At 54.5% G+C, this 25,296-nt stretch carries 21 protein-coding genes, 2 pseudogenes and 1 riboswitch; of the genes and pseudogenes, 7 read left to right on the top strand and 16 right to left on the bottom strand.

From position 1 onward, the window contains the following. Nucleotides 1-83 precede the first annotated feature (83 nt). The 4 genes from ACI43T_RS06045 to mtnN all read right to left on the bottom strand — a co-directional run bounded on the left by ACI43T_RS06045 (nt 84) and on the right by mtnN (nt 6,475). Entirely contained in the window at nt 84-2,795 is a 2,712-nt protein-coding gene (locus ACI43T_RS06045; protein WP_405385905.1) for a M16 family metallopeptidase, read from the bottom strand. Between the two features lie 28 nt (nt 2,796-2,823). After that, nucleotides 2,824-3,810, bottom strand: a complete 987-nt coding sequence (gene lepB / locus ACI43T_RS06040; protein WP_009173103.1) for a signal peptidase I — start codon at nt 3,808-3,810, stop codon at nt 2,824-2,826. Then, a complete protein-coding gene (lepA, locus tag ACI43T_RS06035; RefSeq protein WP_377079877.1) occupies nt 3,810-5,603 on the bottom strand; it encodes a translation elongation factor 4 in 1,794 nt (597 codons plus the stop codon). The genes lepB and lepA overlap by 1 nt, the downstream gene beginning before the upstream one ends. Before the next feature lie 170 nt (nt 5,604-5,773). Next, nucleotides 5,774-6,475: a 5'-methylthioadenosine/S-adenosylhomocysteine nucleosidase gene (gene mtnN / locus ACI43T_RS06030; RefSeq protein ID WP_377079879.1), complete on the bottom strand. Its 702-nt coding sequence runs from the start codon at nt 6,473-6,475 to the stop codon at nt 5,774-5,776. A 144-nt stretch (nt 6,476-6,619) separates the two neighbouring features. On the opposite strand from mtnN, the gene ACI43T_RS06025 reads away from it, so the two are divergent. Then, on the top strand, nt 6,620-7,747 hold the full coding sequence (locus tag ACI43T_RS06025) for a PilT/PilU family type 4a pilus ATPase (RefSeq protein ID WP_377079903.1): 1,128 nt from the start codon (nt 6,620-6,622) through the stop codon (nt 7,745-7,747). Between the two features lie 109 nt (nt 7,748-7,856). Here the strand turns inward: ACI43T_RS06025 and ACI43T_RS06020 are convergent, their stop codons facing one another. The 3 genes from ACI43T_RS06020 to modA form a co-directional block, all read right to left on the bottom strand. Further along, complete coding sequence (locus ACI43T_RS06020; protein ID WP_405385902.1) at nt 7,857-8,519, bottom strand: ATP-binding cassette domain-containing protein; 663 nt, start codon at nt 8,517-8,519, stop codon at nt 7,857-7,859. Beyond that, the gene (gene modB, locus ACI43T_RS06015) at nt 8,509-9,192 is read right to left on the bottom strand and encodes a molybdate ABC transporter permease subunit (protein WP_377079883.1); all 684 of its coding nucleotides are present in this window, start codon (nt 9,190-9,192) and stop codon (nt 8,509-8,511) included. Before modB ends, ACI43T_RS06020 begins: the two co-directional genes overlap by 11 nt. Before the next feature lie 131 nt (nt 9,193-9,323). After that, a complete protein-coding gene (gene modA / locus ACI43T_RS06010; protein WP_405385899.1) occupies nt 9,324-10,067 on the bottom strand; it encodes a molybdate ABC transporter substrate-binding protein in 744 nt (247 codons plus the stop codon). A gap of 178 nt (nt 10,068-10,245) precedes the next feature. On the opposite strand from modA, the gene ACI43T_RS06005 reads away from it, so the two are divergent. From ACI43T_RS06005 to rlmB, 3 genes are read left to right on the top strand one after another with little or no spacing between them, the layout of a single operon-like run. Beyond that, nucleotides 10,246-10,956, top strand: coding sequence for an AzlC family ABC transporter permease (locus ACI43T_RS06005; RefSeq protein WP_405385897.1), 711 nt, complete (start codon nt 10,246-10,248; stop codon nt 10,954-10,956). Continuing rightward, nucleotides 10,953-11,261: an AzlD family protein gene (locus ACI43T_RS06000; RefSeq protein WP_039850317.1), complete on the top strand. Its 309-nt coding sequence runs from the start codon at nt 10,953-10,955 to the stop codon at nt 11,259-11,261. The genes ACI43T_RS06005 and ACI43T_RS06000 overlap by 4 nt, the downstream gene beginning before the upstream one ends. A 59-nt stretch (nt 11,262-11,320) precedes the next feature. Then, nucleotides 11,321-12,070 carry a 23S rRNA (guanosine(2251)-2'-O)-methyltransferase RlmB gene (gene rlmB, locus ACI43T_RS05995; RefSeq protein WP_405385895.1) on the top strand — a complete coding sequence of 250 codons (750 nt, stop codon included), beginning with the start codon at nt 11,321-11,323 and terminating at the stop codon, nt 12,068-12,070. Between the two features lie 55 nt (nt 12,071-12,125). Here the strand turns inward: rlmB and thiC are convergent, their stop codons facing one another. Then, entirely contained in the window at nt 12,126-14,027 is a 1,902-nt protein-coding gene (thiC, locus tag ACI43T_RS05990; RefSeq protein ID WP_405385893.1) for a phosphomethylpyrimidine synthase ThiC, read from the bottom strand. Nucleotides 14,028-14,119: 92 nt separating this feature from the next. Then, nucleotides 14,120-14,219: riboswitch (TPP riboswitch) on the bottom strand. A gap of 213 nt (nt 14,220-14,432) precedes the next feature. Further along, nucleotides 14,433-15,635 (bottom strand): annotated as a pseudogene (locus tag ACI43T_RS05985) (cytochrome-c peroxidase). Between the two features lie 166 nt (nt 15,636-15,801). On the opposite strand from ACI43T_RS05985, the pseudogene ACI43T_RS05980 reads away from it, so the two are divergent. After that, nucleotides 15,802-15,950, top strand: a pseudogene (locus tag ACI43T_RS05980) (DEAD/DEAH box helicase); the annotation flags it as partial. Between the two features lie 56 nt (nt 15,951-16,006). Here the strand turns inward: ACI43T_RS05980 and ACI43T_RS05975 are convergent. Further along, a complete protein-coding gene (locus ACI43T_RS05975) occupies nt 16,007-17,056 on the bottom strand; it encodes a pseudouridine synthase (RefSeq protein WP_405385891.1) in 1,050 nt (349 codons plus the stop codon). A gap of 235 nt (nt 17,057-17,291) precedes the next feature. Next, nucleotides 17,292-17,924 carry a pyridoxamine 5'-phosphate oxidase gene (gene pdxH / locus ACI43T_RS05970; protein ID WP_405385889.1) on the bottom strand — a complete coding sequence of 211 codons (633 nt, stop codon included), beginning with the start codon at nt 17,922-17,924 and terminating at the stop codon, nt 17,292-17,294. Nucleotides 17,925-18,051: 127 nt separating this feature from the next. Between pdxH and dut the strand changes: the two genes are divergently transcribed. Continuing rightward, the gene (gene dut, locus ACI43T_RS05965; protein WP_405385887.1) at nt 18,052-18,504 is read left to right on the top strand and encodes a dUTP diphosphatase; all 453 of its coding nucleotides are present in this window, start codon (nt 18,052-18,054) and stop codon (nt 18,502-18,504) included. A gap of 102 nt (nt 18,505-18,606) precedes the next feature. Here dut and ACI43T_RS05960 read toward each other — a convergent pair whose 3' ends face one another. From ACI43T_RS05960 to ACI43T_RS05940, 5 genes are all read right to left on the bottom strand, one after another. Further along, nucleotides 18,607-19,095: a DUF4189 domain-containing protein gene (locus tag ACI43T_RS05960; protein ID WP_009173092.1), complete on the bottom strand. Its 489-nt coding sequence runs from the start codon at nt 19,093-19,095 to the stop codon at nt 18,607-18,609. A 101-nt stretch (nt 19,096-19,196) separates the two neighbouring features. Further along, entirely contained in the window at nt 19,197-19,691 is a 495-nt protein-coding gene (locus ACI43T_RS05955) for a hypothetical protein (RefSeq protein WP_405385885.1), read from the bottom strand. Between the two features lie 120 nt (nt 19,692-19,811). Beyond that, the gene (nrdD, locus tag ACI43T_RS05950) at nt 19,812-21,593 is read right to left on the bottom strand and encodes an anaerobic ribonucleoside-triphosphate reductase (RefSeq protein ID WP_041961393.1); all 1,782 of its coding nucleotides are present in this window, start codon (nt 21,591-21,593) and stop codon (nt 19,812-19,814) included. A 35-nt stretch (nt 21,594-21,628) separates the two neighbouring features. Further along, nucleotides 21,629-22,165 (bottom strand): anaerobic ribonucleoside-triphosphate reductase activating protein, encoded by a 537-nt coding sequence (gene nrdG / locus ACI43T_RS05945; protein ID WP_405385882.1) that lies wholly within the window; start codon nt 22,163-22,165, stop codon nt 21,629-21,631. Between the two features lie 420 nt (nt 22,166-22,585). Further along, a complete protein-coding gene (locus ACI43T_RS05940) occupies nt 22,586-23,716 on the bottom strand; it encodes a porin (protein ID WP_405385880.1) in 1,131 nt (376 codons plus the stop codon). A gap of 444 nt (nt 23,717-24,160) precedes the next feature. On the opposite strand from ACI43T_RS05940, the gene ACI43T_RS05935 reads away from it, so the two are divergent. Continuing rightward, nucleotides 24,161-25,288, top strand: coding sequence for a glycosyltransferase family protein (locus tag ACI43T_RS05935; RefSeq protein ID WP_405385878.1), 1,128 nt, complete (start codon nt 24,161-24,163; stop codon nt 25,286-25,288). The last annotated feature ends 8 nt before the right edge of the window (nt 25,289-25,296 follow it).

Raw genomic sequence — 25,296 nt, 5'->3', positions numbered from 1 at the left:
CCGTTATTGTAACACTTTATGAAAGGCCGTCTGAAACGGTGTTTCAGACGGCCTTTCATACGGTTTGCCATTTTAAAAGCTCCCTACTCCTTCGGGTCGGCAATCAGCACCCTGCGGTTTTCAGACGGCCACAACAGCTTGGCAGCCTCCCGCAATTTTTCCAGCGTCAGTATTCCGGCCAATGAGTCTGCGTCGGCGGGATACCGTTCGCGTTCTATCAGGCGTTCAAGCTGCGCTTCCGGATTTTTCAGACGGCCTGTTTCTTGTTCGATAAAGCGGCGGCGCAAGGGAACAAGCTGCTGTTCGGTCAAGGTATCGGGCAGTGCCGCCAGTGTTTCTTCTCCGAGCCTGAGCAGGATTGCGGCCTTGTCGGGCGCGGCGGTGAAATGCAGCTCGCTTTCTACACGGTTGCGGGTAGGGTTCAGTACAGCCTCGAATTTCAGGCTGTATATGCCTGCCGCCTTGTCGCGCAGCTCGGTTTTTAACCGCTCCCCCGCCAAAATACGCAGCAGTTTAATCTGCACGGCAGTTTGCGGATTCCACCGGCGGGAGGCGAACGTCCAGGCGGATACGTCGCTGCGCGCTTCGGAATGGATTGCCCTGCGTTCCATCTTGCTGCCGGACAAAGGCAGACGCGGCGCGGCATTTTCAGACGGCCTGCGGGGAATCCCTGCAAGATATTGCCCGACCAGCGGTTTCAACCGTGCGGCGGATTGGCCGGTCAGAATATAAACGGCGGCGGGAGCCTGAATAATATTCCGCCACTGCGCCAGAAACTGCGGTTTGCCGACCGCCTCGGCTCCAACCGGTACGGGTTCGCCTATTCTGCCGAACCGGATTTCCTCGGCCGCGCGTTCCTTTGCGGCTCCGTCCGCGGCTTCTTCCGCGCGGACGCGTTGCAACAACGTACTTTCCGCCGCTCCAACCTGCGGCGACACCGCATAGGCGTGATACAGGCGCAACAGGGATTCGGTTTCCTCATCGGGCGCGCTGCCGGCGATTTTGCTGCCGTCCGCCTGCAAAGTCATGTTCAGGGTTATCCGGTGCCGCTGCATCCACGAACGCAACTGCACAGGTGTAAACCCCTGCGGGGCGGACTGCCAGACTGTTTTCTGCGCCGTCCGTGCCAAACGCGGATGACTGCCCGCCCCCATGAATCCTGTTTCGCCCAAAATCCTAATATACGTTTTGCCGTCGGCGGCAGGATGGTTTTGCACAACGACCGTATCACCGTTTTGCAGCTTCCAGCGCGTGATTTTTAGACGGCGTTCATGCTGTTCCGCAACGATGGCGCCGCCTTCCGGCCGCATGGTAAAACCGCCGTCCGCCGTATCGGTTGGCAATTCGGGCAATTCGGCGGCCCGCAATTTTTCCGCCAGCGCGGCTATTTCAGACGGCCTCGGCAAGTCTTTAACGCCATCGGAATCAGGGGATTGAACCTGTACGAGTTTGTCGTCCGCCTCCAGCCATTGCCGCAGCCGCCGGCTAATATCTTCGGGACCAATCCGCCGCAAAGCCGCTTCGGCGGCTTCTGCCTTTTGCGCCGGAGTGCGGACGGGTTTACCGGCAAAAACGGCCTCGGTAACGGTTTGCACGGCCTGCTCAAATCCGTCCGGCAAGCCGGTTTCCCGCTTCGCCCGCGCCGCCTCGTCCCGCACAGCCGCCACACCGGTTTCAAATTCAAGAGGCGTAACCGGTTTTCTCAAAATTCGTTCGCGTAATTCCAGTATGGCGGCCAAACCCGCACGATGGCCGCCGGAGGCTGCAACTGCCGTTGCAAATCCTACGGCCGAGGTATGCCTGCCGATACTTGCTTTGCGTACGGTTATCCTGTCTCCGATTTCGGGCCGACCCTGCTGCCTTTTGTCTGCACGCTGCGTCAAAATATGCAGGGCGATACGATCGATATTCTGTTCCCGCTCGCCATCATCGTCATCACTGCGCGAAAGGCTGTCGTCAAAACGGAACAGGACCGAAATAAAACTGCCGCCTTCTCGGGTTTCGGCGACATGCCAGCCCTGCCGCAAAACAGGTTCGTAATAGCTGCCGCCGCGCTCGGGCAAACCGCCCTGCCGCAAACCGCCGAAATATTTTTCCAACAACGGCACAGCCTCGTCAGACGAAATGCGGCCCGATACCACCAACCGCATATTTTCCGGCACATACCAGCGCCGGTGGAAGGCTTCCAGTACTTGCGGCGGCGTGTTGCGGATGCTTTCCAGCGTACCGATAACCGCAAACCGCGCCTGACGGCTGCCGCTGCGCAAAACTTCCGTCCGCCAGCGGTTCATCCGCCCTGCCGCACCCAACCCGTTACGCCATTCTGCTTCGATAATCTGCTTTTCCTGACGCCAGTCTTCGGTAGAAAAAACATGTGGCGACATCATGGCCGACAAAGCCCACAAGGCTTGTTCCAAACCTGCCCTGCCCTTGTCGGAACGGAACAGGTAAAGTGTGCGCTCATGGCCGGTCAACGCATTAAACTCCGCGCCGCGCCTCCATCCCGCTGCAACCAACGCATTCCCCACACCGTCGGGGAAATCGGGCGCACTCCGGAAAACCATATGCTCGACCATATGCGCCGTACCGATTTCTTCGATACCGTTTTCATCGGCGGCACCCGCACCGACCTGCATCTGCACATCGATATACCGTCCTGCTGACGGTACCGTCAGAATATGGTAGGCCAGCCCGTTTTTCAGACGGCCTGCGGTATAAGCGGTACGGGCGCAAACAGAAACCGCTGCCGTAGAAAGCGCAGCGGTCAGGATGATTTTGTGTATAAGGCCGTTCATGACAAAACAGGCGGATTCCTACGGCAGCTTACTGGATACTCTTGCCGATGCGGGATTTGTCGCGGAAGTTCATCCAGATAAAGAACGCCTTGCCGACAATCAGTTGGTCGTCGACAAAGCCCCAATAGCGGGAATCTTCGCTGTTGTCGCGGTTATCGCCCATCATAAAGTAATAGCCTTTGGGCACGATACATTTGAACGACGAACCGTCTTCAGCGTATTCGCAATTATCGCGGAACGGAAACGAAGCGCGCACGGCCTGCGGGATAAAGCTCGGTTGTCCGGCCATTTTCAGTACGCGGAAGCTGTGGTCGCCGATATTTTCGCGGTACGCGTTGGCTTCGATGTCCATCACGCCGTATTGGCGGGTGTTTTCGGTATAAGTTTCCTTGCCGTCGGCCTTATCTGCCATTACCTGCCCGTTGACGCTCAACACTTTGTTTTTATACTCGACGACATCGCCCGGCAAGCCGACCGCACGTTTGATGTAGTTGACAGATGTATCTTCGGGGTAGTTGAACACCACCACGTCGCCGCGCTGGATTTTTCCGGTTTCCACCAACACATCGTTAATTATCGGCTTACGGATGCCGTAGGCGAATTTGTTCACAAGGATGAAATCGCCAACCACCAATCCGGGCCGCATCGAGCTTGACGGAATCTGGAACGGTTCGGCCACAAATGTACGCAATACAAACACAAACAGGATAATCGGAAAGAAGCCGCTCATATAGTCGGTAAAATGGCCGCGGTCTTTGTGCGACGGGTCCCTGCTTAAACGGAATTTGTGGATAATCCATATGATTCCGGTAAAGGCGACGAACACCAGCAACACGGCGGTAAAGCTCATATTGAAAGACAATACGCCGAAAATCCCGACCATAATCAACAGATAACCCCATTGCAGGGCACTGCTCCATTCTCCGTTTTCCCCGCGTTCTTTACTACTGAACAAGAACATGACGAAACCGACGGCTATGGCGGCTATGGCGGCATATAAAAGATTTGTACTCATTATTTATCACTCACTTGCAGAATCGCCAAGAATGCGCTTTGCGGGATTTCCACATTGCCCACTTGTTTCATGCGGCGTTTGCCTGCTTTTTGTTTTTCGAGAAGTTTTTTCTTACGGGTAATATCGCCGCCGTAACATTTCGCCAAGACGTTTTTACGCAGGGCTTTGACGTTTTCGCGGGCGATAATCTGGCTGCCGATGGCAGCTTGGACAGCGATGTCGAACATTTGGCGCGGAATCAGTTCGCGCATTTTCGATGCCAGCTCGCGGCCTCGGTGAACGGCGCTTTGACGGTGCACAATCAGGCTCAGTGCATCGACTTTTTCGCCGTTGACCATGATGTCGAGCTTAATCAAATCAGACGGTTGGAACTCTTTGAAATGGTAGTCCAGCGAGGCATAGCCGCGTGAAGTGGATTTGAGTTTGTCGAAAAAGTCCATCACGACTTCGTTCATGGGCAAGTCGTAAGTCAGCATGACTTGACGGCCCATGTACTGCATATTGACCTGCACGCCGCGCTTTTGGTTACACAAAGTCATGACATTGCCGACGTATTCCTGCGGCACGAGGATGGTCGCGGTGATAATCGGCTCGAGAATGGTTTCGATGCTGCCGATGTCAGGCAGTTTGGACGGGTTTTCAACTTCGATTTTTTCGCCGCTCTTCAACACGACTTCGTAAACCACCGTCGGCGCGGTGGTAATCAAATCCATGTCGAACTCACGCTCCAAGCGTTCCTGAACGATTTCCAAGTGTAGCAGGCCTAAGAAGCCGCAACGGAAGCCAAAGCCTAATGCTTGAGAAACTTCAGGCTCGAATTTCAACGAAGCATCGTTAAGCTGCAATTTTTCCAAAGCGTCGCGTAGAGCTTCGTAGTCGTGGCTTTCCACGGGGTAGAGGCCCGCGAATACTTGGCTTTGTACTTCTTGGAAGCCGGGCAGCGGCTCAGAAGCAGGGTTGGCAACCAAAGTAACCGTGTCGCCGACTTTTGCCTGTCCCAATTCTTTCACACCGGTAATCAAAAAGCCCACTTCGCCGGCTTTGAGTTCTTGTTTTTGAACCGATTTCGGTGTGAATACGCCCAGCTGTTCGACCTGAGTTTCCGCCTTGGTGCTCATAAAGCGCACTTTGTCTTTCAGCTTGATGGTGCCGTTTTTCACACGAATCAACATGACCACGCCGACGTAGTTGTCAAACCACGAATCGACGATAACGGCTTGCAGCGGCGCGTTTTCTTCGCCGGTCGGCGCGGGGATTTTGGCAACGATTTCTTCCAAAACGTCTTCCACGCCGATGCCACTTTTGGCGGAACATTGCACCGCACCGACGGCATCGATGCCGATGATGTCTTCGATTTCCTGTTCCACGCGCTCGGGGTCGGCGGCGGGCAGGTCGATTTTGTTCAAGACAGGCACGACTTCCACGCCCAAATCAATCGCGGTGTAGCAGTTCGCCACGGTTTGCGCTTCCACGCCTTGCGATGCGTCAACGACCAAGAGCGCGCCTTCGCAGGCGGACAGCGAGCGGGAAACTTCGTAAGAGAAGTCGACGTGTCCCGGCGTGTCAATCAGGTTGAGTTGATACACCTGCCCGTCGCGTGCTTTGTAGTTGAGCGCGGCGGTTTGCGCTTTGATGGTGATGCCGCGCTCTTTTTCGATGTCCATGGAGTCGAGCACCTGCGTACTCATTTCGCGCAAATCCAAGCCGCCGCAGTATTGGATGAAGCGGTCGGCAAGCGTCGATTTGCCGTGGTCGATGTGGGCAATGATGGAGAAATTCCGTATATTTTTCATATCGTAGAATTGAAAAAACAGTATGTGTTTCGAAAGGCCGTCTGAAAAACGCGGTAGGCGTTCAGACGGCCTCGAACAAAAACAAATAGTCGGGTATTTTAGCGGAAATTCACTGCTTACGCATGAAATTTCCATCAGTCATGCCGCAGTCCGCCGCAAAAGCGCACAGTTCAGAGCCGCTCCATCATTTTCAAAACCATTTCTGCGGAATGTACTGCCGCGGTTTTTAAAAATTCATCGAAACTGACGTCGGCTTTCTCGTCGGCCGAATCGGAAACCGCGCGAATCACCACAAACGGCACGCCGAGCTGCGTACAGGTCTGCGCAATGGCCGCCGCTTCCATTTCCACCGCCTGTATGTCGGGGAAACGGCTGCGGATTTCCTCTACCCGCCCGCTGCTGTGGACAAATTGGTCGCCGCTGGCAATCAGGCCGCGCCTGGCCGATGCGCCTTCAAACACGCTTGCGGCCTGCTCCGCCGCGCCCACCAGCCTTTCGTCCGCGTCAAACACTGCCGGCAGGCGCGGGACCTGCCCCCATTCGTAACCGAACGCGGTTACGTCGACATCGTGATGCGCCGCTTTATCGCCGATAACCACGTCGCCGACCTTCAGCCCTTTGCCCAAACCGCCCGCGCTGCCGGTGTTGATGACGCAGTCAGGATTGAACTGATGCACCACCCATGCCGTCGCAACCGCCGCATTGACTTTGCCGATACCGCTCAACGCCAGCACCATGCGTTTGCCCGCATACCGTCCCGCGCAGGCGGTAAAGCTGCCGAAGCTCAGGGTATGCACTTCTTCCATACGGGCGCGCAGAAGCGCGATTTCCTGTTCCATGGCGCCGATTACGGCGATTGTTTGTTCAGACATTGTCCTCGTCCCTATCCGGTCGTTAAAATTTCCGCAAATATTATACCGACAAATTTAATTACCCGTGCAGGCCGCGCCGCCGCCTTATTTTGCTATAATTGCCGCCGGAAAAATACGACTTACATATGCTTGGAGACTATCATGATGGAAAACACACCCCGCAACGCCAAAGACGATCTCTATACCTGGCTGCGCCACATGAACAAATTTAAAGGTTCCGACCTTTTCATCACCACCAATTTCCCGCCGGCCATGAAAGTGGACGGCAAAATCACCCGCCTGACCGACGAGCCGCTGACCGCCGAAAAATGTATGGAAATCGCCTTTTCGATTATGACCACCAAACAAATCGAAGAGTTCTCCAGCACCAACGAATGCAACTTCGCCATCAGCCTGCCCGACACCAGCCGTTTCCGCGTCAACGCCATGGTACAGCGCGGCGCAACCGCCCTAGTGTTCCGCGCCATCACCAGCAACATCCCGAAATTCGAAAGCCTGAACCTGCCGCCCGTGTTGAAAGAAATTGCTTTGAAAAAACGCGGTTTGGTCATCTTCGTCGGCGGTACGGGTTCGGGCAAGTCCACCTCCCTGGCTTCGCTCATCGACTACCGCAACGAAAACACTTTCGACCACATCATCACCATCGAAGACCCGATTGAGTTCGTTCACCAGCACAAAAACTGCATCATCACCCAGCGCGAAGTCGGCGTCGACACCGAAAGCTGGATGGCCGCGCTGAAAAACACCCTGCGCCAGGCGCCCGACGTGATTCTTATCGGCGAGATCCGCGACCGCGAAACCATGGATTACGCCATCGCCTTTGCCGAAACCGGCCATTTGTGTATGGCGACGCTGCACGCCAACAGCACCAACCAGGCGCTCGACCGCATCATCAACTTCTTCCCCGAAGAACGCCGCACCCAGCTCCTGACCGACTTGTCGCTCAACCTGCAAGCCTTCATCTCGCAGCGCCTCGTTCCGCGCGAAGGCGGCCGCGGCCGCGTGGCGGCGGTGGAAGTGCTGCTCAACTCCCCGCTGGTCGCCGAGCTGGTTCACGAAGGCCGCATCCATGAAATCAAGGAACAGATGAAAAAATCCACCGCAATGGGTATGCAGACTTTCGACCAGGCATTGTACGATCTGTACGAGCGCGGCGACATCAGTTTCCAAGACGCGCTGAAAAACGCCGACTCTGCCCACGACCTGCGGCTCGACATCCAACTGCGCAGCCGCCGCGCCCAGAATGCGGGGCCGGATTTGGAACTGATTTAATCAGGCGGCAGAAAAAACCGCTCTGATATTTCCCCATCCGTAACAAGCCTTGAGGCCGTCTGAAAAAGTTTTCAGACGGCCTCAAGGCTTGTATAGCCGCTAATCCGCACTAACCCGCATTTATTCCTGCCGCTGCCAGCCTGCCCGCCTCCATCGTCCATACTTCGTCCGCCAGCACTTCGGCATCCGCCTTGTCGTGGGTAATCAGAATCATCGGGATACCGCTTACCTGCTGAATCTGCAACACTTCGTTGCGCGTATACGTGCGCAAATCGGCGTCCAACGCAGAAAAAGGCTCGTCCAGCAGCAGCAGCTCCGGCTCGGTAATCAAGGCCCGCGCCAAAGCGGTACGCTGTTTTTGCCCGCCGGAAATCTGTTGCGGATAATGGCCGGCCACCCGTTCCAGTCTGAGCATTTCCAGCCAGTAGCGGGCTTTTTCAGACGGCCTCTTCGACGGATTGGACAGCCCGCGCGCCAATCCGAAATCGATGTTCTGCGCCACGGTCAGGTGCGGAAACAGGGCGTAATCCTGAAACAGCAGGCCGACCCTGCGTTTCTGCACGGGCAGGTTAATCCGTTCGTCGAACCATGTCCCGCCGTTGACGCGGATATGCCCGCCGTCGGGCTTGAGCAGCCCCGCCAGCAGTTGCAGGGTCAGACTTTTCCCCGAACCGGACGGCCCGACGACGGCCAGCCGCCGCGCATCAGACCGCAACACGATGTCCAATCCGAACGACGGCAGTTTTTTGTGCAGCACAATATCAAACAGCATGGTTCCTCTCCCCTCGGGAACGCATCAGACGGCCGGTCGACAGCAAAACGGCTATGCAGACGGCGGAAACCAACACCACCAGCCCGTTGGCCAACGCATCGTCTCCGGCCTGCACCGCTTCGTAAATCGCCACCGACAGGGTTTGCGTCTTACCCGGAATACTGCCGGCAATCATCAGCGTCGCGCCGAATTCGCCCAGCGAACGGGCAAACGCCAGCAGCACGCCCGCCAAAATGCCGCGCCACGCCAACGGCAGGCTGACGCGGAAAAATACCGCCCATTCGTTCAACCCCAGCACGCGTGCCGCCTGCTCCAACTGCGGGCTGACCTCTTCAAACGCCGCCCGCGCGGGCTTGAACACCAGCGGAAACGTAACTGCCGCCGCCGCAATAACCGCCCCCTGCCAAGTGAAGATCAGATTGATGCCGAAATTGTCTTTCAGCCATGCGCCGACGGTACCGTTGCGGCCGAACACCACCAGCAGATAGTAGCCCATCACCGTCGGCGGCAGCACCATCGGCAGCATCAGCAGCGTATCCAGCAGCCCGCGTCCGACAAAACGCCCGCGCGCCAGCACGAAACCCGCCGCCGTACCGAACACGAAGTTCAACAAAGTAGCCATGCCTGCGATTTTCAGCGAAAGCAGCAGGGTCGTGATTAACGATTCGTTCATTTGGTATTCTTTATTAATATCGGGGATAGTGAGTATTACGAAACTGCCGAAAGCGCGGATGACGCTTTCTAGCAAACCTGAGGCCGTCTGAAAACGAAAAATGCGTTTCAGACGGCCTCAAATTTCTTTTTTCAAGGTTTTTTAAATCCGTATTTGTTCAACACGCCCTGCCCCTGAGCCGACAGCACATATTGCACGAAGCGTTTTGCCTCCACCTTCTGCGGACCGGAAGCAGCAACGGCAATCGGATAAGACACCGGCTCCTGCGTCGGCACGGTTTTCAGCACTTTCACCTTATCCTTCATCAGCATCGCATCGGTGTTGTAGACGAAACCAGCATCCACTTCGCCGCGTGCGACATAATCCAGCGACTGGCGCACGTTTTGCGTGGTGATGACTTTAGACCGGATATTGTCCCAAATTCCCGCTTTCTCCAAAGCGGCCTTGGAATAACGGCCGACGGGCACGCTGGCGGGATTGCTGATGGCGATGCGGTCGAACCGGTAGCCTTCCAAATCGCTCAGTCGGCCGACCGTCAATTTGCTGTCTTTGGGCGCGGCGATAACCAGCGAGTTGAGCGCGAACGATTTGCGGGTGGCTTTATCGATAACGCCTTTAACCTGCGCCTGATTCATGGTTTCCTGGTCGGCAAAGGCCAGCACGTCCACCGGTGCGCCCTGCAACGCCTGTTGCAGCAATGCGCCCGAACCGGCGGTATTCAGTTTGACTTTGCTTTGCGGATACTGTTTTTCGTATTTGGCGGCGATGTCGGCAAATGCCTCTTTCAGACTGGCGGCGGCGGACACGGTGATTTCGGCGGCGGAAACGCTGCCTGCGGCCAAAGTCAGCAGCAATGCGGTGTAGCGGATTTTCATGTTGTTCTTTCCGGTTTTCTGACATTAAACGGGATTTCGTTTGTAACACATCGCATACCGTTCGATGATGGTCATTTTTAACTAATACTAAAGAACTATATTTCAATGAGGCCGTCTGAAAACGGCAAATGCGTATCGTGTATAATACCGCTCTTCATTTATTTCAAAACGGTTTCAGATGGCCTCCCCCGCATCTCCCCAATCCGAATTCCTGCGCGGCATCAAAGAATGTTCGCCCATGCTTATCGGCCTGCTGCCGTGGGCGCTGATACTCGGCGTACAAGGCGGGCAGAAAGGGATGAACTGGCTGGAAATGCTGCTGATGACGGGCATGAACTTTGCCGGCGGCTCGGAATTCGCAACGGTCAATTTGTGGGCAAACCCGCTGCCGATACTGCTCATCGCCACCGTTACCTTCATGATTAATTCGCGCCATATCCTGATGGGGGCCGCCCTTGCGCCCTACCTGAAAGGTGTGCCGCTGAAAAAAGCCCTGCCCGCACTGTTTTTCATGTGCGACGAAAGCTGGGCGATGGGGCTGGCCGAAGCGCAGAAACGCAAACCGCTGGGGCTGCCTGCGTTCAATATGCCCTATTACGCGGGCGTGTGTTTCATCCTCTACACCACTTGGATAAGTTTCGCCGCCGTCGGCGCGGCGGTCGGTCCGATGTTCGGCGATGTGGCGGCATGGGGCTTCGGCATGGCGTTTCCCGCCGTGTTTTTGGTGCTGCTGCGGGGTATGTGGAAAAGCTTTACGGCGGCACGCCCTTGGTTTGTCAGCCTGATTGTGGCGGCGATGACCTATCTCTCGACCGAAGGCGCATGGTATGTCCCCGCCGGTGCGCTGGCCGGGCTGATGACCGCCTACTTCCAAGGAGGACAGAAATGACTCCGCTGATTTCGTCGGACTCGATGCTGGTTTTCCTGAGTATGCTGGCCGTTACCTATTCCACCCGCCTCGCCGGTTTCTTCGCCCTGCGCAACCGCACTCTGAGCAAACGCGCGGCGGCGGTAATGGAAGCCGCGCCGGGCTGCGTGCTGATTTCGGTCATCGCCCCGTATTTCGTTTCCGACAAACCGCACGAACTGATCGCCATCGCCCTGACCGTACTGGCCGCCAGCCGCCTGTCGATGCTGCCGACGGTATTAATCGGCGTGGCCGCATCAGGGCTGTTCGGCTACCTGTTGCAATAAACCCTTTTTTCAGACGGCCTCCGCCGACAAAGGCCGTCTGAAACCCCGAAAGCAAAATCATGGCAAACCAAAGACTCATCTACGGCTTCCACGCCGTCAACGCCCGCCTGTGGCAAAACCCGAAATCGATTACCGAACTCTATGTTCAAGAAGGCAAAAACGATGCCCGCACGCGTGATGTACTGGAGAAAGCGGTAAACGAAAACGTGCGCGTACACTTCGCCGACGCCGACCGCCTCAACGCCATCAGCAAAGGCGCCCGGCATCAGGGCGTGGTCGGGTTTATCGACGCTTCCAAAAACCACGTCCACCTCGAAGACGTATTGGAAAACCTGAGCGAACCGCCGTTGCTGCTGATACTCGACGGCATCACCGATCCGCATAACCTCGGCGCGTGCCTGCGAACCGCCGACGCAATGGGCGTACACGCCGTCATCGCACCGAAAGACAAAAGCGCAGGGCTGAACGCCACCGTCAGCAAAGTCGCCTGCGGCGCGGCGGAAACCGTCCCCTACATCACCGTAACCAACCTCGCCCGCACCCTGCGCGAGCTGAAAGAATACGGCATCTGGATCATCGGCACCGACATGGGCGGCGATGCCGACCTCTACCATTGCGACCTGCCCGACAGCGCGGCATGGGTGATGGGCAACGAAGGCGAAGGCATGCGCCGCCTGACGCGCGAACATTGCGACATGCTGGTGTCGATACCCATGTTCGGCACGGTCGAAAGCATGAACGTCTCCGTCAGCGCGGGCATGGTATTGAGCGAAACGCGCCGTCAACGGGTGTTGAAAGCGGAAAAATAGGCCCGGTATCGCGAACAGCCAAGGTCGTCTGAAAACTTTTCAGACGGCCTTTTTATCAACTGTAAATCTCAGCCCCTTTCTTCACAAACTCGACCGCTTTTTCCTCCATGCCCTGCCGTTGGGCTTTTTGCTTGTCGGCGTAGTCGCGCACTTCCTGCGTGATTTTCATCGAGCAGAATTTAGGGCCGCACATTGAGCAGAAGTGGGCGATTTTCGCGCCTTCGGCGGGCAGGGTTTCGTCGTGGAAGCTCTCGGCGCGTTCGGGGTCGAGGCTAAGGCGGAATTGGTCGCGCCAGCGGAACTCGAAACGCGCCTTGCTCAGGGCATTGTCGCGCAACTGCGCACCCGGCCAGCCTTTGGCGAGGTCGGCGGCGTGGGCGGCGAGTTTGTAGGTAATGATGCCGGTGCGCACATCTTCTTTGTCGGGCAGGCCGAGATGCTCTTTCGGGGTAACGTAGCAGAGCATGGCTGTGCCGTACCAGCCGATATTGGTCGCGCCTATGCCCGAGGTGATGTGGTCGTAGCTGGGGGCGATGTCGGTAACGAGTGGGCCGAGTGTGTAGAAAGGCGCTTCAAAGCAGTGTTGCAGCTCTTCAGTCATGTTTTCTTTGACGCGTTGCAGCGGCACATGGCCGGGACCTTCGATCATCACTTGTACGTCGTGTTTCCACGCTTTGGCGGTCAATTCGCCCAAGGTGTGCAGTTCGGCGAATTGGGATTCGTCGTTGGCATCGGCAATGCAGCCGGGGCGCAGGCCGTCGCCGAGGCTGAACGAGACGTCGTAGGCTTTCATGATTTCGCAGATTTCGTCGAAATGCGTGTAGAGGAAGTTTTCCCGATGGTGAGCGAGGCACCATTTCGCCATGATGGAGCCGCCGCGCGATACGATGCCGGTGAGGCGGTTGGCGGTCATCGGCACATAACGCAGCAACACGCCCGCGTGTATGGTGAAATAGTCCACACCTTGTTCCGCCTGCTCGATTAAGGTGTCGCGGAACAAATCCCAAGTCAGGTCTTCGGCGATGCCGCCGGTTTTTTCCAAAGCCTGATAGATGGGCACCGTGCCGATGGGGACGGGCGCGTTGCGGATAATCCATTCGCGCGTTTCGTGGATGTGCGCGCCGGTGGACAAATCCATAATCGTGTCCGCGCCCCAACGCAGCGACCACACCATTTTTTCGACTTCTTCGGTCAGGCTGGAGGTTACGGCGGAATTGCCTAAGTTGCCGTTGATTTTGACGCGGAAGTTGCGGCCGATAATCATCGGTTCGAGTTCGGGGTGGTTGATGTTGGCGGGGATGATTGCGCGTCCCGCGGCGATTTCTCGGCGCACGAATTCGGGGGTGATTTGGTCGGGGTGGGTCGGGATGTTCGCGCCGAAACTTTGTCCTGCGTGTTGTTTCAAGAGCTTGGCGTATTCGGGTCGTCTGAAAAGTTCGTCCAGCTTCATGCGTTCGCGTATGGCGGCAAACTCCATTTCGGGCGTGATGATGCCGCGGCGCGCATAGTGAAGCTGGGTTACGTTGCTGCCGCTTTTGGCGCGGCGCGGGCGGGTGATTTGGTTGAAACGCAGATGGGCGGTTTGCGGATCGTGTGCGCGTTCGATGCCGTATTCGCTGGAAAGCTTGGGCAGGATTTCGGTATCGCCGCGTTCGTCCAGCCATGCGGTGCGGACGTGCGGCAGGCCTTGTTTCAGGTCGATGTGTGCCGCCGGATCGCCGTACACGCCGCTGGTGTCATAGACGGGAATCGGCGGGTTGGCTTCCGTACCTTGCGCCGTGTAGGTGTCGTCCTGACGGATTTCACGCAAAGGCACACGGATGTCGCCGCGGCTGCCTTGCAGATACACGCGCTCCGAGTTCGGATATTTGAAGCGGATGCCGATGTCTTCGCTCAAGTCGGCAAGCTCGCGCGCTTCGTTGCCGGAGGTTTTGGCGGTTTTCTTTGGCGTAGTCATAAAAAATGCTCCTGTTTTCTCGTTTGAAAAGAAGAAACAGGAGCGTTTTGCTTTTTCAGACGACCTTAATATCAAAAAAGGCCGTCTGAAAGACAGAATCCGTGAAAACTCCCCACGCAGGTATTATCCCGATCGGGTGTAAAGGGTATTTCTCAGCCGCCTGAACATCAGGCAGCACCCCTGTTTCGTTAGAGGAGGATTATAAACCACGATTGGGGTTTATTGGAAATCTTAACGGGGCTGACATCGGTATTTTAAGGAATGAATTGCTTGAATATCGAGGGAATAGCTATATTGCGTTTCCATAAATCGAAACTTCGTCTGAAAAAGTTGTTTTGCTTTTCAGACGACGTTTGGTATGGCACAAATTTAGGATAACGGGTTCCGTTACCCTAAATCTACGGCTTATTTATTGTTCGGATGGGATTCCATCGGTGCAGACAAAGGCAGTTCGGGCATGGTACGGGCGGAGTCGGAAACATTGCCGGACAGGGTTTTCAGGAAGGCAACGATGTTGTCGGTGTCCTCTGGAGACAGGTCTTTGCCCAGTTGCGCTTTACCCATGATGGTAACGGCTTTGTCCAATTCCCAAACGCTGCCGTTGTGAAAATATGGATAAGTTTTGGCGACGTTACGCAAGCCTGGGACGCGGAAGAAGAATTCGTCTTCGGCTTTTTTGGTTACGTCGGCACGGCCTTTGTCGTGTTTCGGATCTTCGATGAATTTCCAGTACGGGCCTTCAACCAAACCGAATTTTTGGAAGGTTGCGCCGCCGAGGTTGACACCGCTGTGGCAGGCGATACAGCCGTTGTCCATAAAGGCGCGCACGCCTTTGCGCTCTTGCTCGTTCAGGGCGTTGACGTTGCCTTTGAGGTAGTCGTCCCATTTTGTGGGCGTCAACAGGGTGCGTTCGAATGCGCCCAGTGCGGTGGTGATGTTTTTGAAGGAAACTGCGCCGTCTTCGGGGAAGGCGGTTTTAAACAGTTCTTGATATTCGGGGATTTTGGCTATTTTGGCAGCGGCTGCTTCTTGCGAGTCGTTTGCCATTTCCACAGGGTTCACCAACGGTCCACCGGCTTGTTCTTCAACATCGGCCGCGCGGCCGTCTCAGAACTGCATGCCGAGCAAGGCGGCGTTTAAAGCGGTTGGGGAGTTGCGTCCGCCGAACTGTCCTTTATGGCCTTGGCTGGTCGGCAGGTTGTCCACGCCTGCGGTGGCGAGGTTATGGCAGGAGTTGCAGCTTACGGTGTTGCCTTTGGAGAGGCGCGGCTCATACCATAATTGATGGCCGAGTTTGACCTGTTCTTCGGTAAACGGGCGCAGTTTCTGCATTTCTTCGGCACTCGGCAACGGTTTGAAAATACTCTGTGCGCGTTTGAGCAATTCTTGGTCTTCAGGTGAAGCATTGCTGTCGGCAACGGCGGCGGAGGCCGCAGAAGCCGCATTCGAAGCAGCGTTTCCGGCAACAGTTGGGGAGGCCGTCTGAACGGCGGCTTCCGAAGCTCCCGAAGCCGCTTCCGGCGCCCCGCTACCCTGACCGCCGCAGGCGGCAAGGGCAAACAATACGGCTAAGGGCAGAACCAGACGGCAAGGATTTTGGTAGTTCATAATATATTCCTTTTGGGCTTTATTGGTTGAATGTCCTTGAGGAAGCGTTTCTCCCTTTTTTCCCGCATTCACCGGCAAACCGGTTTGCGCTTTTTTACAAAATTATAGTAATCCCCTGACAATATACTTTTGCGTAAAATCAACTTTCGCACTGTCATAGCCGCAGGCAATCCCTGCCATTGACGAACACGACCTTCAGGCTGCCGCGCAAACCGGCACCGGCAAAACTGCCGCCTTCATGCTGCCCGGCCTCGGGCGGTTCAAATGTTCGCTACCCTTCCCCCCTCCCCCGCGATGCACCCCATGCGGAAAATAACCAACGGCAAAAGGCCGTCTGAAAACTTTATCCCGTTTTCAGACGGCCTTTGCGGTCAGGCTTTCCGCCGCCGGCGTTCGCCCGGCAGCAGCATGTCCGCCCATTTGATGATGTTGGCGACTTCGGCGGGGTTGAGTTCGTAGAACTGTCCGCGTTTGAGGCGGTTGGGCAGACCGATGGGGCCGAAGCCGACGCGCACGAGGCGGCTGACGGTGAGGCCTTGGCTTTCGAATATGCGGCGCACTTCGCGGTTGCGGCCTTCTTTAATCACGACGTTGTACCATTTGTTTGCGCCTTCGCCGCCTTGTTCGTAGATGCGTTCGACTTTTGCCAAGCCGTCTTCGAGCATCACGCCTTCTTCGGTGAGGCTGCGCATTTGTTCGGTGGTCAGCCCGCCCAGCACGCGCACGGCGTATTCGCGTTCGACTTCGAAGCTGGGGTGGGCGAAACGTTGGACGAGTTCGCCGGAGGTGGTCAGGATAAGCAGGCCGCTGGTGTTGATGTCCAAGCGCCCGATGGCGACCCAGCGGCTGCTGGCGGCCTGTGGCAGGCGGTCGAAGATGCTGACGCGGCCTTGCGGGTCGTCGCGGGAAACGATTTCGCCTTCTTGTTTGTAATACAGGATGATGCGGGGCAGGCGGTCCGCCCATTTGAGCTTAATGATGCTGCCTTTGACGGTAACGTGGTCGTCGGGGGTGACTTTGTCACCCAGTTGCGCGGTTTTGCCGTTGACCGTTACCCAGCCGTTGTTGATCCACTCTTCCATTTCGCGGCGCGAACCGACGCCGGACGCGGCAAGCACTTTTTGCAGGCGTTCGGGTTCCATGCGCGACAGGTCGCTGCGGCGCTCTTTCAAATCGCGCGCGCGTTCCATGATTTTTTGGTTGGGATTGCGGACGACGAGTTTTCTGGCTTTGGCGGCACGCTGTTTGGGGGCGTTTTGCGGCTTGAGGTCGTCTGAAACTTTTTGTCCGTAAGGTTTGGAAGCGGTTTTCCGCGTTTCGTCTTTGGGACGGGCTTTGCTTTTGAAAGGTTTGGCGGTTTTCTTGGCAGACGGAGCTGCGCCGTCGCGCCATTGGCGTTTGCTGGTGGGTTGCTTGGACATGGGGTTCTCCTAACGCGTTTGATGGCAGCGGGTTGAATTTGAAGCAGGACAAGGCAAGTCAAATTCAACCCGCTGCGGAAAACGGTTCTTCTGCGGCGGTAGCGGCAGGATAAGTTACGGATAAAAGGTCGCCTGAAAACGAATGAAACGAGTTTTGCTAAAACGTTTTTTATATTTCAGACGACCTTTTGCTGGAGTCGGGATTTTACCCTATCGGCTTGAAGCTGTGGAAAGTTTAAGGCGACAGCCGCTCGCGTATCCAGTTGCCGTCAACCAAGCGGTATTGGATGCGGTCGTGCAGGCGGCTGGGGCGGCCCTGCCAGAATTCGATGCGGTCGGGAATGACGAGATAGCCGCCCCAATGCGGCGGACGCGGGACGTGCAGCGGGTGTTTCGCGCCTACGGCAGCGGCTTTGGCAACCAACATCGCTTTGCTCGACAACACTTCGCTTTGCGCGCTTGCCCATGCGCCGATGCGGCTGGTGTAGGGGCGGCTGTCGAAATATTCGTCCGAAGCGGCGGCATCCAGTTTTTCGATGCGTCCTTCAACGCGCACCTGCCGCTCCAGTTCCGGCCAGAAAAACGTCATAGCGGCAAACGGATGCGCGTCAAACGAGCGCCCTTTGCGGCTTAAGTAGTTGCTGAAAAACACAAATCCCTGCGGATTAACTTCTTTCAGCAGCACCACGCGGCTGTTCGGCCTGCCGTCTTCGCCCACGGAAGCCACGTTGACGGCGGTCGGCTCGTTGACTTGCGAATGAATCGCCTCGTTCAGCCATTGCTCGAACTGGACAATCGGGTCGGCACAGCATTCCGATTCCGACAGTTCGCGCTTGCTGTAATCTGCGCGGATATTGTGCAAATCCATTTTTATCCTCCGTTTTCCGATATCGGGCCAGCGGGAAATGCGCCCCGACCCATCATACCCCCATTGTTCAGACGGCCTCAAGCGCTGCTGTTATAATGCGCTTTTTTATTGATACAAACGAAAAACCATGCAAACCGAAGTCGAACTGAAAATCCTCAATCCGAAAATGGCGGACAAACTGCCCGCCTACGCCACGCCGGGTTCTGCCGGACTGGACCTGCGCGCCTGTTTGGACGAAGCCGTTGCCCTGCAACCGGGCGATACCTATCTCGTTCCGACCGGTCTGGCAGTTCACCTTGCCAATCCCGACTACGCCGCCGTTTTGCTGCCGCGTTCCGGTCTGGGACACAAACACGGCATCGTCTTGGGCAACTTGGTCGGACTGATCGACTCGGACTATCAGGGCGAACTCAAAGTCTCCGTGTGGAACAGGGGCAAAGAAGCGTTCACCATCGAGCCGATGGAACGTATCGCGCAAATGGTGATTGTCCCTGTCGTCCAAGCCTCGTTTAAAGTCGTGGACGAATTTGCCGCCAGCGAACGCGGCGAAGGCGGCTTCGGCAGCACGGGCAAATCTTAACCGGCTTGCGGAATAGCAATCATTAAAGATGAGGCCGTCTGAAAACAATCATGTTTCAGACGGCCTCACCTTTGAAGAATTAAAATCCGACGCCGCTCGGCCTCAACGGGATTTCAGGCGGTTCCACATCGTTCTGACCGTACCGCCGTAATACTCGCTTTCGGTACAGTAGGCGGTCTCGACCACGCATTTGCCCTGCGTGCCGTATTTCTTCATGCACTGGTTCAACGCGGCCTGTTGCGCGTTTCTGTAAAACGGCGAAGTCATCACTACGGCGGTATCGTGCATCAGCCTGCCGTCGTTTTTCGGAAACGCAACGGCCACGCAGGTATTGTGCAGCGGCACGATGGTTTTGCAGCCGGTATGTTCGTTGTCCTGCTGCACGCCCGCCTGTATGTCTTTGCTGCGGCAGTAATCGCGCATTTCCTGATGCGCATCGGCCTGCGGCGCGTTTTCGCGCGTGGTTTTGACTTGGACGCTCTCGTTCAGGTTGGCGGGATTCTGCCAGAAAATCAGGTAACCGTAGGTATCGGCTGCCGTTGCGGCGGCGGCAAGGCCGCCGATAATCAATGCGAAAAGTGTCTTTTTCATGAATCGCTCCCAGATGCCCGTATTGGATTTATACTGCCCTCATTATAATGCAAAAAGCAAAAGGCCGTCTGAAACCGCTGTTTCAGACGGCCTTTTGGCATTCAATCCGCTTTCGGCTGCCCGCCGCCGTATGCAGAAGACGAGGTGCAAAACACGGTTTCAATCTGGCAATCGGCGTCTTCTCCGTATTTTAGACGGCATTTCGCCAAAGCCTCTTCCGCCACCGGCGCGAATTTCATGTTGCCCGCCACAACCACATTATTGTGTTTCAACAATCCGCGCGCACCCGGCCATGCGGCAGCGGCGCAGCTATTGCGCAATGCAGTAACGTTCTGGCAACCCGTGCGTACTTTGCCGCCCGCGTCCAGTTTCGCATCCTGCGCGCGGCAGAAGGCATCCAGTTCCACCTTCGCCGCCAGCTCGTCGGCATCTTCCTGCGTGGTTTTGGTTACGGTAACGACTTCCGGTTTGTCAGGATTTTCCCAAAAGGCCAGATAGCCGAAGGTGTCCGAGGCGGCTGCGGCGGGTATCAGTACGGAAACGAACAATGCAGGCAATATCTTCATACAGGCGCGGAGGAAAGGAATCGGCATCATTATATCGCCAAACGGCTCTGAGACGGCAGAAAACACTGATTTAAACGGCTGTTTGCCGTTTCCCAATGCGAAGGCCGTCTGAAAATAAATTTTCAGACGGCCTTTATCTATTAAATACCATCAAGCCGCTTTGCGGTGGTAATGCCGTAGTGCGTGTTCTTTGCGCCGACCGCTACTGAATGCGGATACCCGTTTCAGGTAGCCGATGACGCGGGTGCCGTAGTCGATGTCGTGCGAGCCGCAGGCGGAACAGGCGTGCAGGGTGCGTTTGTCGATGTGGCCGCATTCGTTGCAGATGGTGATGCGCACGTTCACGCAGAAGTAGTTGCAGCCGGTTTGCGCGGCGATGTCCAAGAGCGAGCGGTAGCCGGATTCGGGCAGGGCTTCGTCAAGGTTCAGGTGCAGCGCGGAGCCGCCGTCGAGCCAGTCCACCAGTTCTTTGCCGTGCAGCAGGAATTTGTCGAGCGCGTTGATTTCTTCGTCTTCAACGACGTAGAAATAGGAGTTGTAGCATTCGCGGCTGACTTTGTAGCCGTCGGCTTTGTCCCATTTGGCGTTTTTCACGCCGAGGTTTTCGGCGGGGACAAACTCGGTGTTGAACTTCACGCCGTAGTGTTTGCTGGCGGCTTGGTTGGCTTCGAATATGGTTTTCAGACGGCCTTGAACGAAGTTGATGTAGTCGTCGTTGTAGCCGACCTTGATGCCTTGTGATTCGGCGGCTTCCGCCATGCCGTTGATGCCGATGGTGAGGAACTGTTTGTCCAGCGTGATGAAGCCTGCATCGTACACGGGCAGCATTCCGGCAGCTTGGTATTCTTCCATCAGTTTGCGGTAGGCGTATTGGTATTTGTGGATTTTGGCGACTTCTGCGGCAAGGTCGCGCCCGTCTTGTTCCAGCCGGTTCATATTGATGGTGATGACGTTGATGGAACCGGTCGCCACGCCGCCTGCGCCGAGGGTATAGCTGAAAGTGCGGTCTTCGATGGCGTTACGCAGACGGCAGCAGGAAGCCAACGAGTCGGGATTATCGGAAAGATAAACGAAGAAGGAATTGCCTTCCGCCAATTCTTTCGCCATTTCGTCGGCGAACACGGTGTCTTTGCATTTGCCGCCGTCGGTCAGCATCGCAGCGGTCACGACGGGGAAAGTCAAAACGGCTTTGGTGCGTTCCTGATTGAACCATTTGAGGAAGAAGTTTTGCAGCTTCGCCACGCTCGCCCACACCGGTTTGCTGAAATCGGGGAAGACGAAATCGCCGAACATCGCGTCGAAATAGTATTGATCGTAAACGGAAATATTCCAAAATACGCTCTGATAGCCCCGCGCGGCTGCGGGCTGGTTGATGCTGTACACCACCTGCTGCATATGGTTGGCGATTTCTTTGCCGTGGGTTTCCAAATAATCGTCGCCATAGTCTTTTCGGGCGAAATAGTCGAAATAGGTCAGAAATTCCACCGTTGCCACCGCGCCGGCAAACTGTGCGCTGATGGCGAACACAAGATTGATAAACGAGCCGCAAAACGAAGCCAAATGTTGTGGCGCCTTAGATTCGCCGCCGAGTTTGCTTAAGCCGTCGAGCAGGAAGGGATACAGCGTCACCGACACACAATAAGGCTTGAGGCTGGTTTCGTCGTGCACATAAATCTCATGCGCCTCAATCTGGCGGATGTATTCGTCGGCAACGGATTGGTCGAAAATTTCGGCGATTTTGCGCGACACTTGGGCGCGGTTAATCTGCACGAAAAAGTCTTTCATGATTTCCGCTTCCATCGTGGCGATGTTTTTCTGGGTAACGTTGGCGTTAGCGTCCATTTTCGAGCCGTCCGCCGCGTTTTGCGCACTGATGTAGTCGTGCATGAATTGCAGTTTGCCGTTTAACTGTTCGGGATGCAGCCGAATCATGTTAAGTCCTCCTGTGTGGGTTGGATAAAAAAGCCTCAGGCCGTCTGAAAAGCGGCCGCCTGCGGCTGGGTCGTAATCGGGATGATTTTGGGCGCGGGTTTGTCTTTGATAAACAAGCGGTTCAACACCTCGCCCGTGCGCAAATCGATAAATTTCTGATTGGTGGTCGGGCTGTCCAAGCCGCCCAGCTCCATCTGCCAGCGGCCGGTTTTCAGATACGCCAGATAAGGCAGGATGCCGTCTGAAACCGCCTCCAGCTCCTCACGCTCCAAACCGGTGTACAAACAGGCTTTCAAACCCGCCTGCGTCACGATGCCCAACATTTTCTGCAAGGCTTCCGGCTGCCATTCCCCGCCCATAAACAACACGCAGCTAATCAGCCCGCGATAGCGTTTCAGACGACCTCTTAAATAATCCTCGGTCAATTCCGTGCCGATACCTTCTTTCCACGCATCGGCACTATGACAGCCTTTGCAGCGCAGCGGGCAGCCTGAAAACAGAAACGCCAGCGACACTTCGCCCGGCACTTCCTGCCATACGATTTGCTCGATTGTGAATTTCAGCCGATTCATCTCACATCACCATAAACACAACATTTAGTGCGTATTAAATCATAAAAATACTATATATAGTATTTTATTTAACAATGCAGTTTTTTGTAACGATAAAAATTTATAATTTGTGTAATTGGGTTTTTAAATATATCAGACAATTCGAAACAAATAAAAAGGCCGTCTGAAAACGCGACACCGGCAAAACCGAAACTTCGGTTCCTGCCACACGGCACTAACATTTTCAGACGGCCTCAGATTCCATTTTGCAGAAGACCTGCTTTTCCGAACACAGTTGTCCGGCTACCCATCCATATAACGACGATGCCGTCTGAAAAGAACCTCTCTTTTCAGACGGCATCGAACGGGAAATCCGTATTCGGTCATTACCAGCCAAAATTCACTGCCTGATTACCACGGAATTTCAAAACACCTTACAGACTACCAATAAGCGCGCAAACCGACGACGGTGGTGTAGTTGCGCTCTTTGGTACGCAATTCGTCCCGACGATATTTTTTCGTATGCGTGTTTTGGACTTCCACAAACGTTTTCATATTGAAAGGCTTGCTTTTCGGAATCAGATAATATTCCGTGCCCAGCATAAACTGGTGCTGTTTCTCTTTCTTATCCGAACCGGACACATAGTCCTGTTTTTCCGTTTTATAGGCATACATACCGTATGCGCGCCAGTCGCTGGTCAACTTATGGTACAGAATCGTACGGATTTCATTGTTGGTCTCTTTGTTGCCCGCGCCCTCTTCATCTTTAGTAATACTGCGCTCCAAATCCAAACCGACGGTGGTTTTATCGTAAGTATACGCGCTGCCGATTGAGTAGGCGGTACGAGAATAATCGGATGGTTCGGATTGGCGGAAACGTTCGCGGGACGTACCGGTCCCTACGATAAATTCCTGTTTGTCGTCTATTGTGAATTTTTTAACGGCACCGACACCCCAAATATCTTTACGTTTGTTGTCCAAACTCAAACCGTCGTTGCCGCGCGGACTGCCGCCGCCATAAAACACACCGGCTTTGATACCTTGGTCTTTATTGTCATAAACATATTGGACTGACCGGCGGACGCTGGAAGCCAGCAGCCCGTCGCTCAAACTCAGCGTATTTGCCAAATCGGTTTGTTTGACATCGTCGGTAATAACCGACTGATTGCCGTAGGTCAACTCCCCGAACCGTTTATGACCGATACCCGCATAAAGTTGGCGGGTATAAAGATGGTCGAAATTATGGTTCGAACGGGCATCGTTACCAGCATTGTCTTTACCGCGAAACCGCCATTCGACGCGGCCCAAGCCGTAAAAATCATTGCCCAGCGACTGTTTCAGTTTGAACCCGAAACGGGTACCGTTATTCTGAATCGGACGGTTGGTCTGATTTTTAGTAACCGAACCTTCTTTGACATCAGTTTCTTTATCGGCGGTATTGGTCAATTTAATACGGGCGGAACCGACAAATTCCACTTTCGTACCGGAGTTCTGGCTGTCGACCAATGTTACAGCTGAAGCGGTATTTGCTGCGAAAGCAGATATTAAAAAAGCTAAGGCAGTTTTTTTCATTATGGCCTCCTTAAGAAAAATTAGTAATCTAGTGCCAGTTTACCAGTTTATAAAAATCAATCAATATTAATTAATATCACAATAAAAAACGCAATCGTCAATAAGCTATATCATTATAATTTAAATGAAATTATACATAAGAATATCATTAACGTACCCAGTTAACCTCCCTTCTAATCATTTCTTTAACATCTTATCTATATACATAATGAAAATATCTATTTTCCTACAAAAATATATTTTCATTTAATAAATATATTTTTTACAAAATTTAATATGAATATTTTTGGATTACCATTTATAATAATCACGCAATAATAAAATTATTTTTCAAGCAATTTATTAATTAAAATTATTAAATTTTAAAGGAACAATTAAATTATGCCGAATATATTAAAAAATAGAAACACGGCACCCAGAATTGCATTCTATTCGCACGATACCATGGGATTGGGACATGTCCGACGCAATATGTTGCTGGCGCAATCGGTATTGGAAGCCCATCCCGACGCCGACGTTCTGCTCTTGTCGGGTGTCCGCGAATCCGGCGCGTTCAAACTTCCCCAAGGAGCCGACAGCGTAACATTGCCGACTTATTTTAAAACATCGGAAGGGAAATATATCCCCCGCTCGTTAGGTAATGATATTACGCGGCTGGTAAAGATCAGAAAGGAAATCATCAGTGCTGCTTTAGATGCGTTCGAACCGGACATCGTCATTATCGACAATGTACCGCGCGGCGCAATGAACGAGCTGGACAATATCCTCCCCGAGCTGGCCAGTCGCGGTACACACATTATTTTAGGCGTCAGGGATATTATCGACGAACCGGAAGCCGTACTTAATCAATGGGAAAAACTGAAAAATATTGAAATCATCCGTTTATATTTTTCCGAAATCTGGGTTTACGGCGACCCTAACCTATATGATTTCATTAAAGAATACCGATTACCCGAAGACATCTGCGAGAAGCTGCGCTATGTAGGCTATCTCGACCAAACCCGCCGCAACGAAACCCGCGGCCTCGATAATATTATTTCCGAGGTCAAGTCGCCTTACGCATTATGCGCGGTCGGCGGCGGGCAGGACGGTTTCGAACTTGCCAGAGCCTTTGTTCAGGCACGATTGCCTGAAGGTTGGAACGGTTTGCTGATTGCGGGCGCATTGATGCCCGGACAGCAGCGCGAACAGCTCCATGCTTTGGCCGGAACGCGTCAGGATATTAAGGTAATCGATTTCGTACCCGAACCCTTAAAAATCATGCGAAACGCCGAATGTATCATTTCCATGGGCGGATACAACACGACGACCGAGATTTTGTCTTTCAACAAGCGCGCCCTGATTGTGCCCCGCATCATACCGAGAACCGAACAATGGATTCGCGCCTCCCGCCTGGCGGAAATGGGCGTCATCGACTGCCTGCATCCGAAAGATTTGACGCCGCAAGCACTGAGCGAGTGGCTGGCTTCCAGAAAAACAAAACTGAATGCGCGCGACGTATTACGTTTTGACGGCTTGGACCGAATAGTGAACGAAATTCAAGCCATTCTTCACAATAACAACGCCAACTAACCACGAAA

This window comes from Neisseria oralis, assembly GCF_045062685.1.
GTDB classification, from domain to species: domain Bacteria; phylum Pseudomonadota; class Gammaproteobacteria; order Burkholderiales; family Neisseriaceae; genus Neisseria; species Neisseria oralis.
Note: the sequence above shows the minus strand (reverse complement) of the source record. Positions and strands in the feature narration are given on the sequence as shown.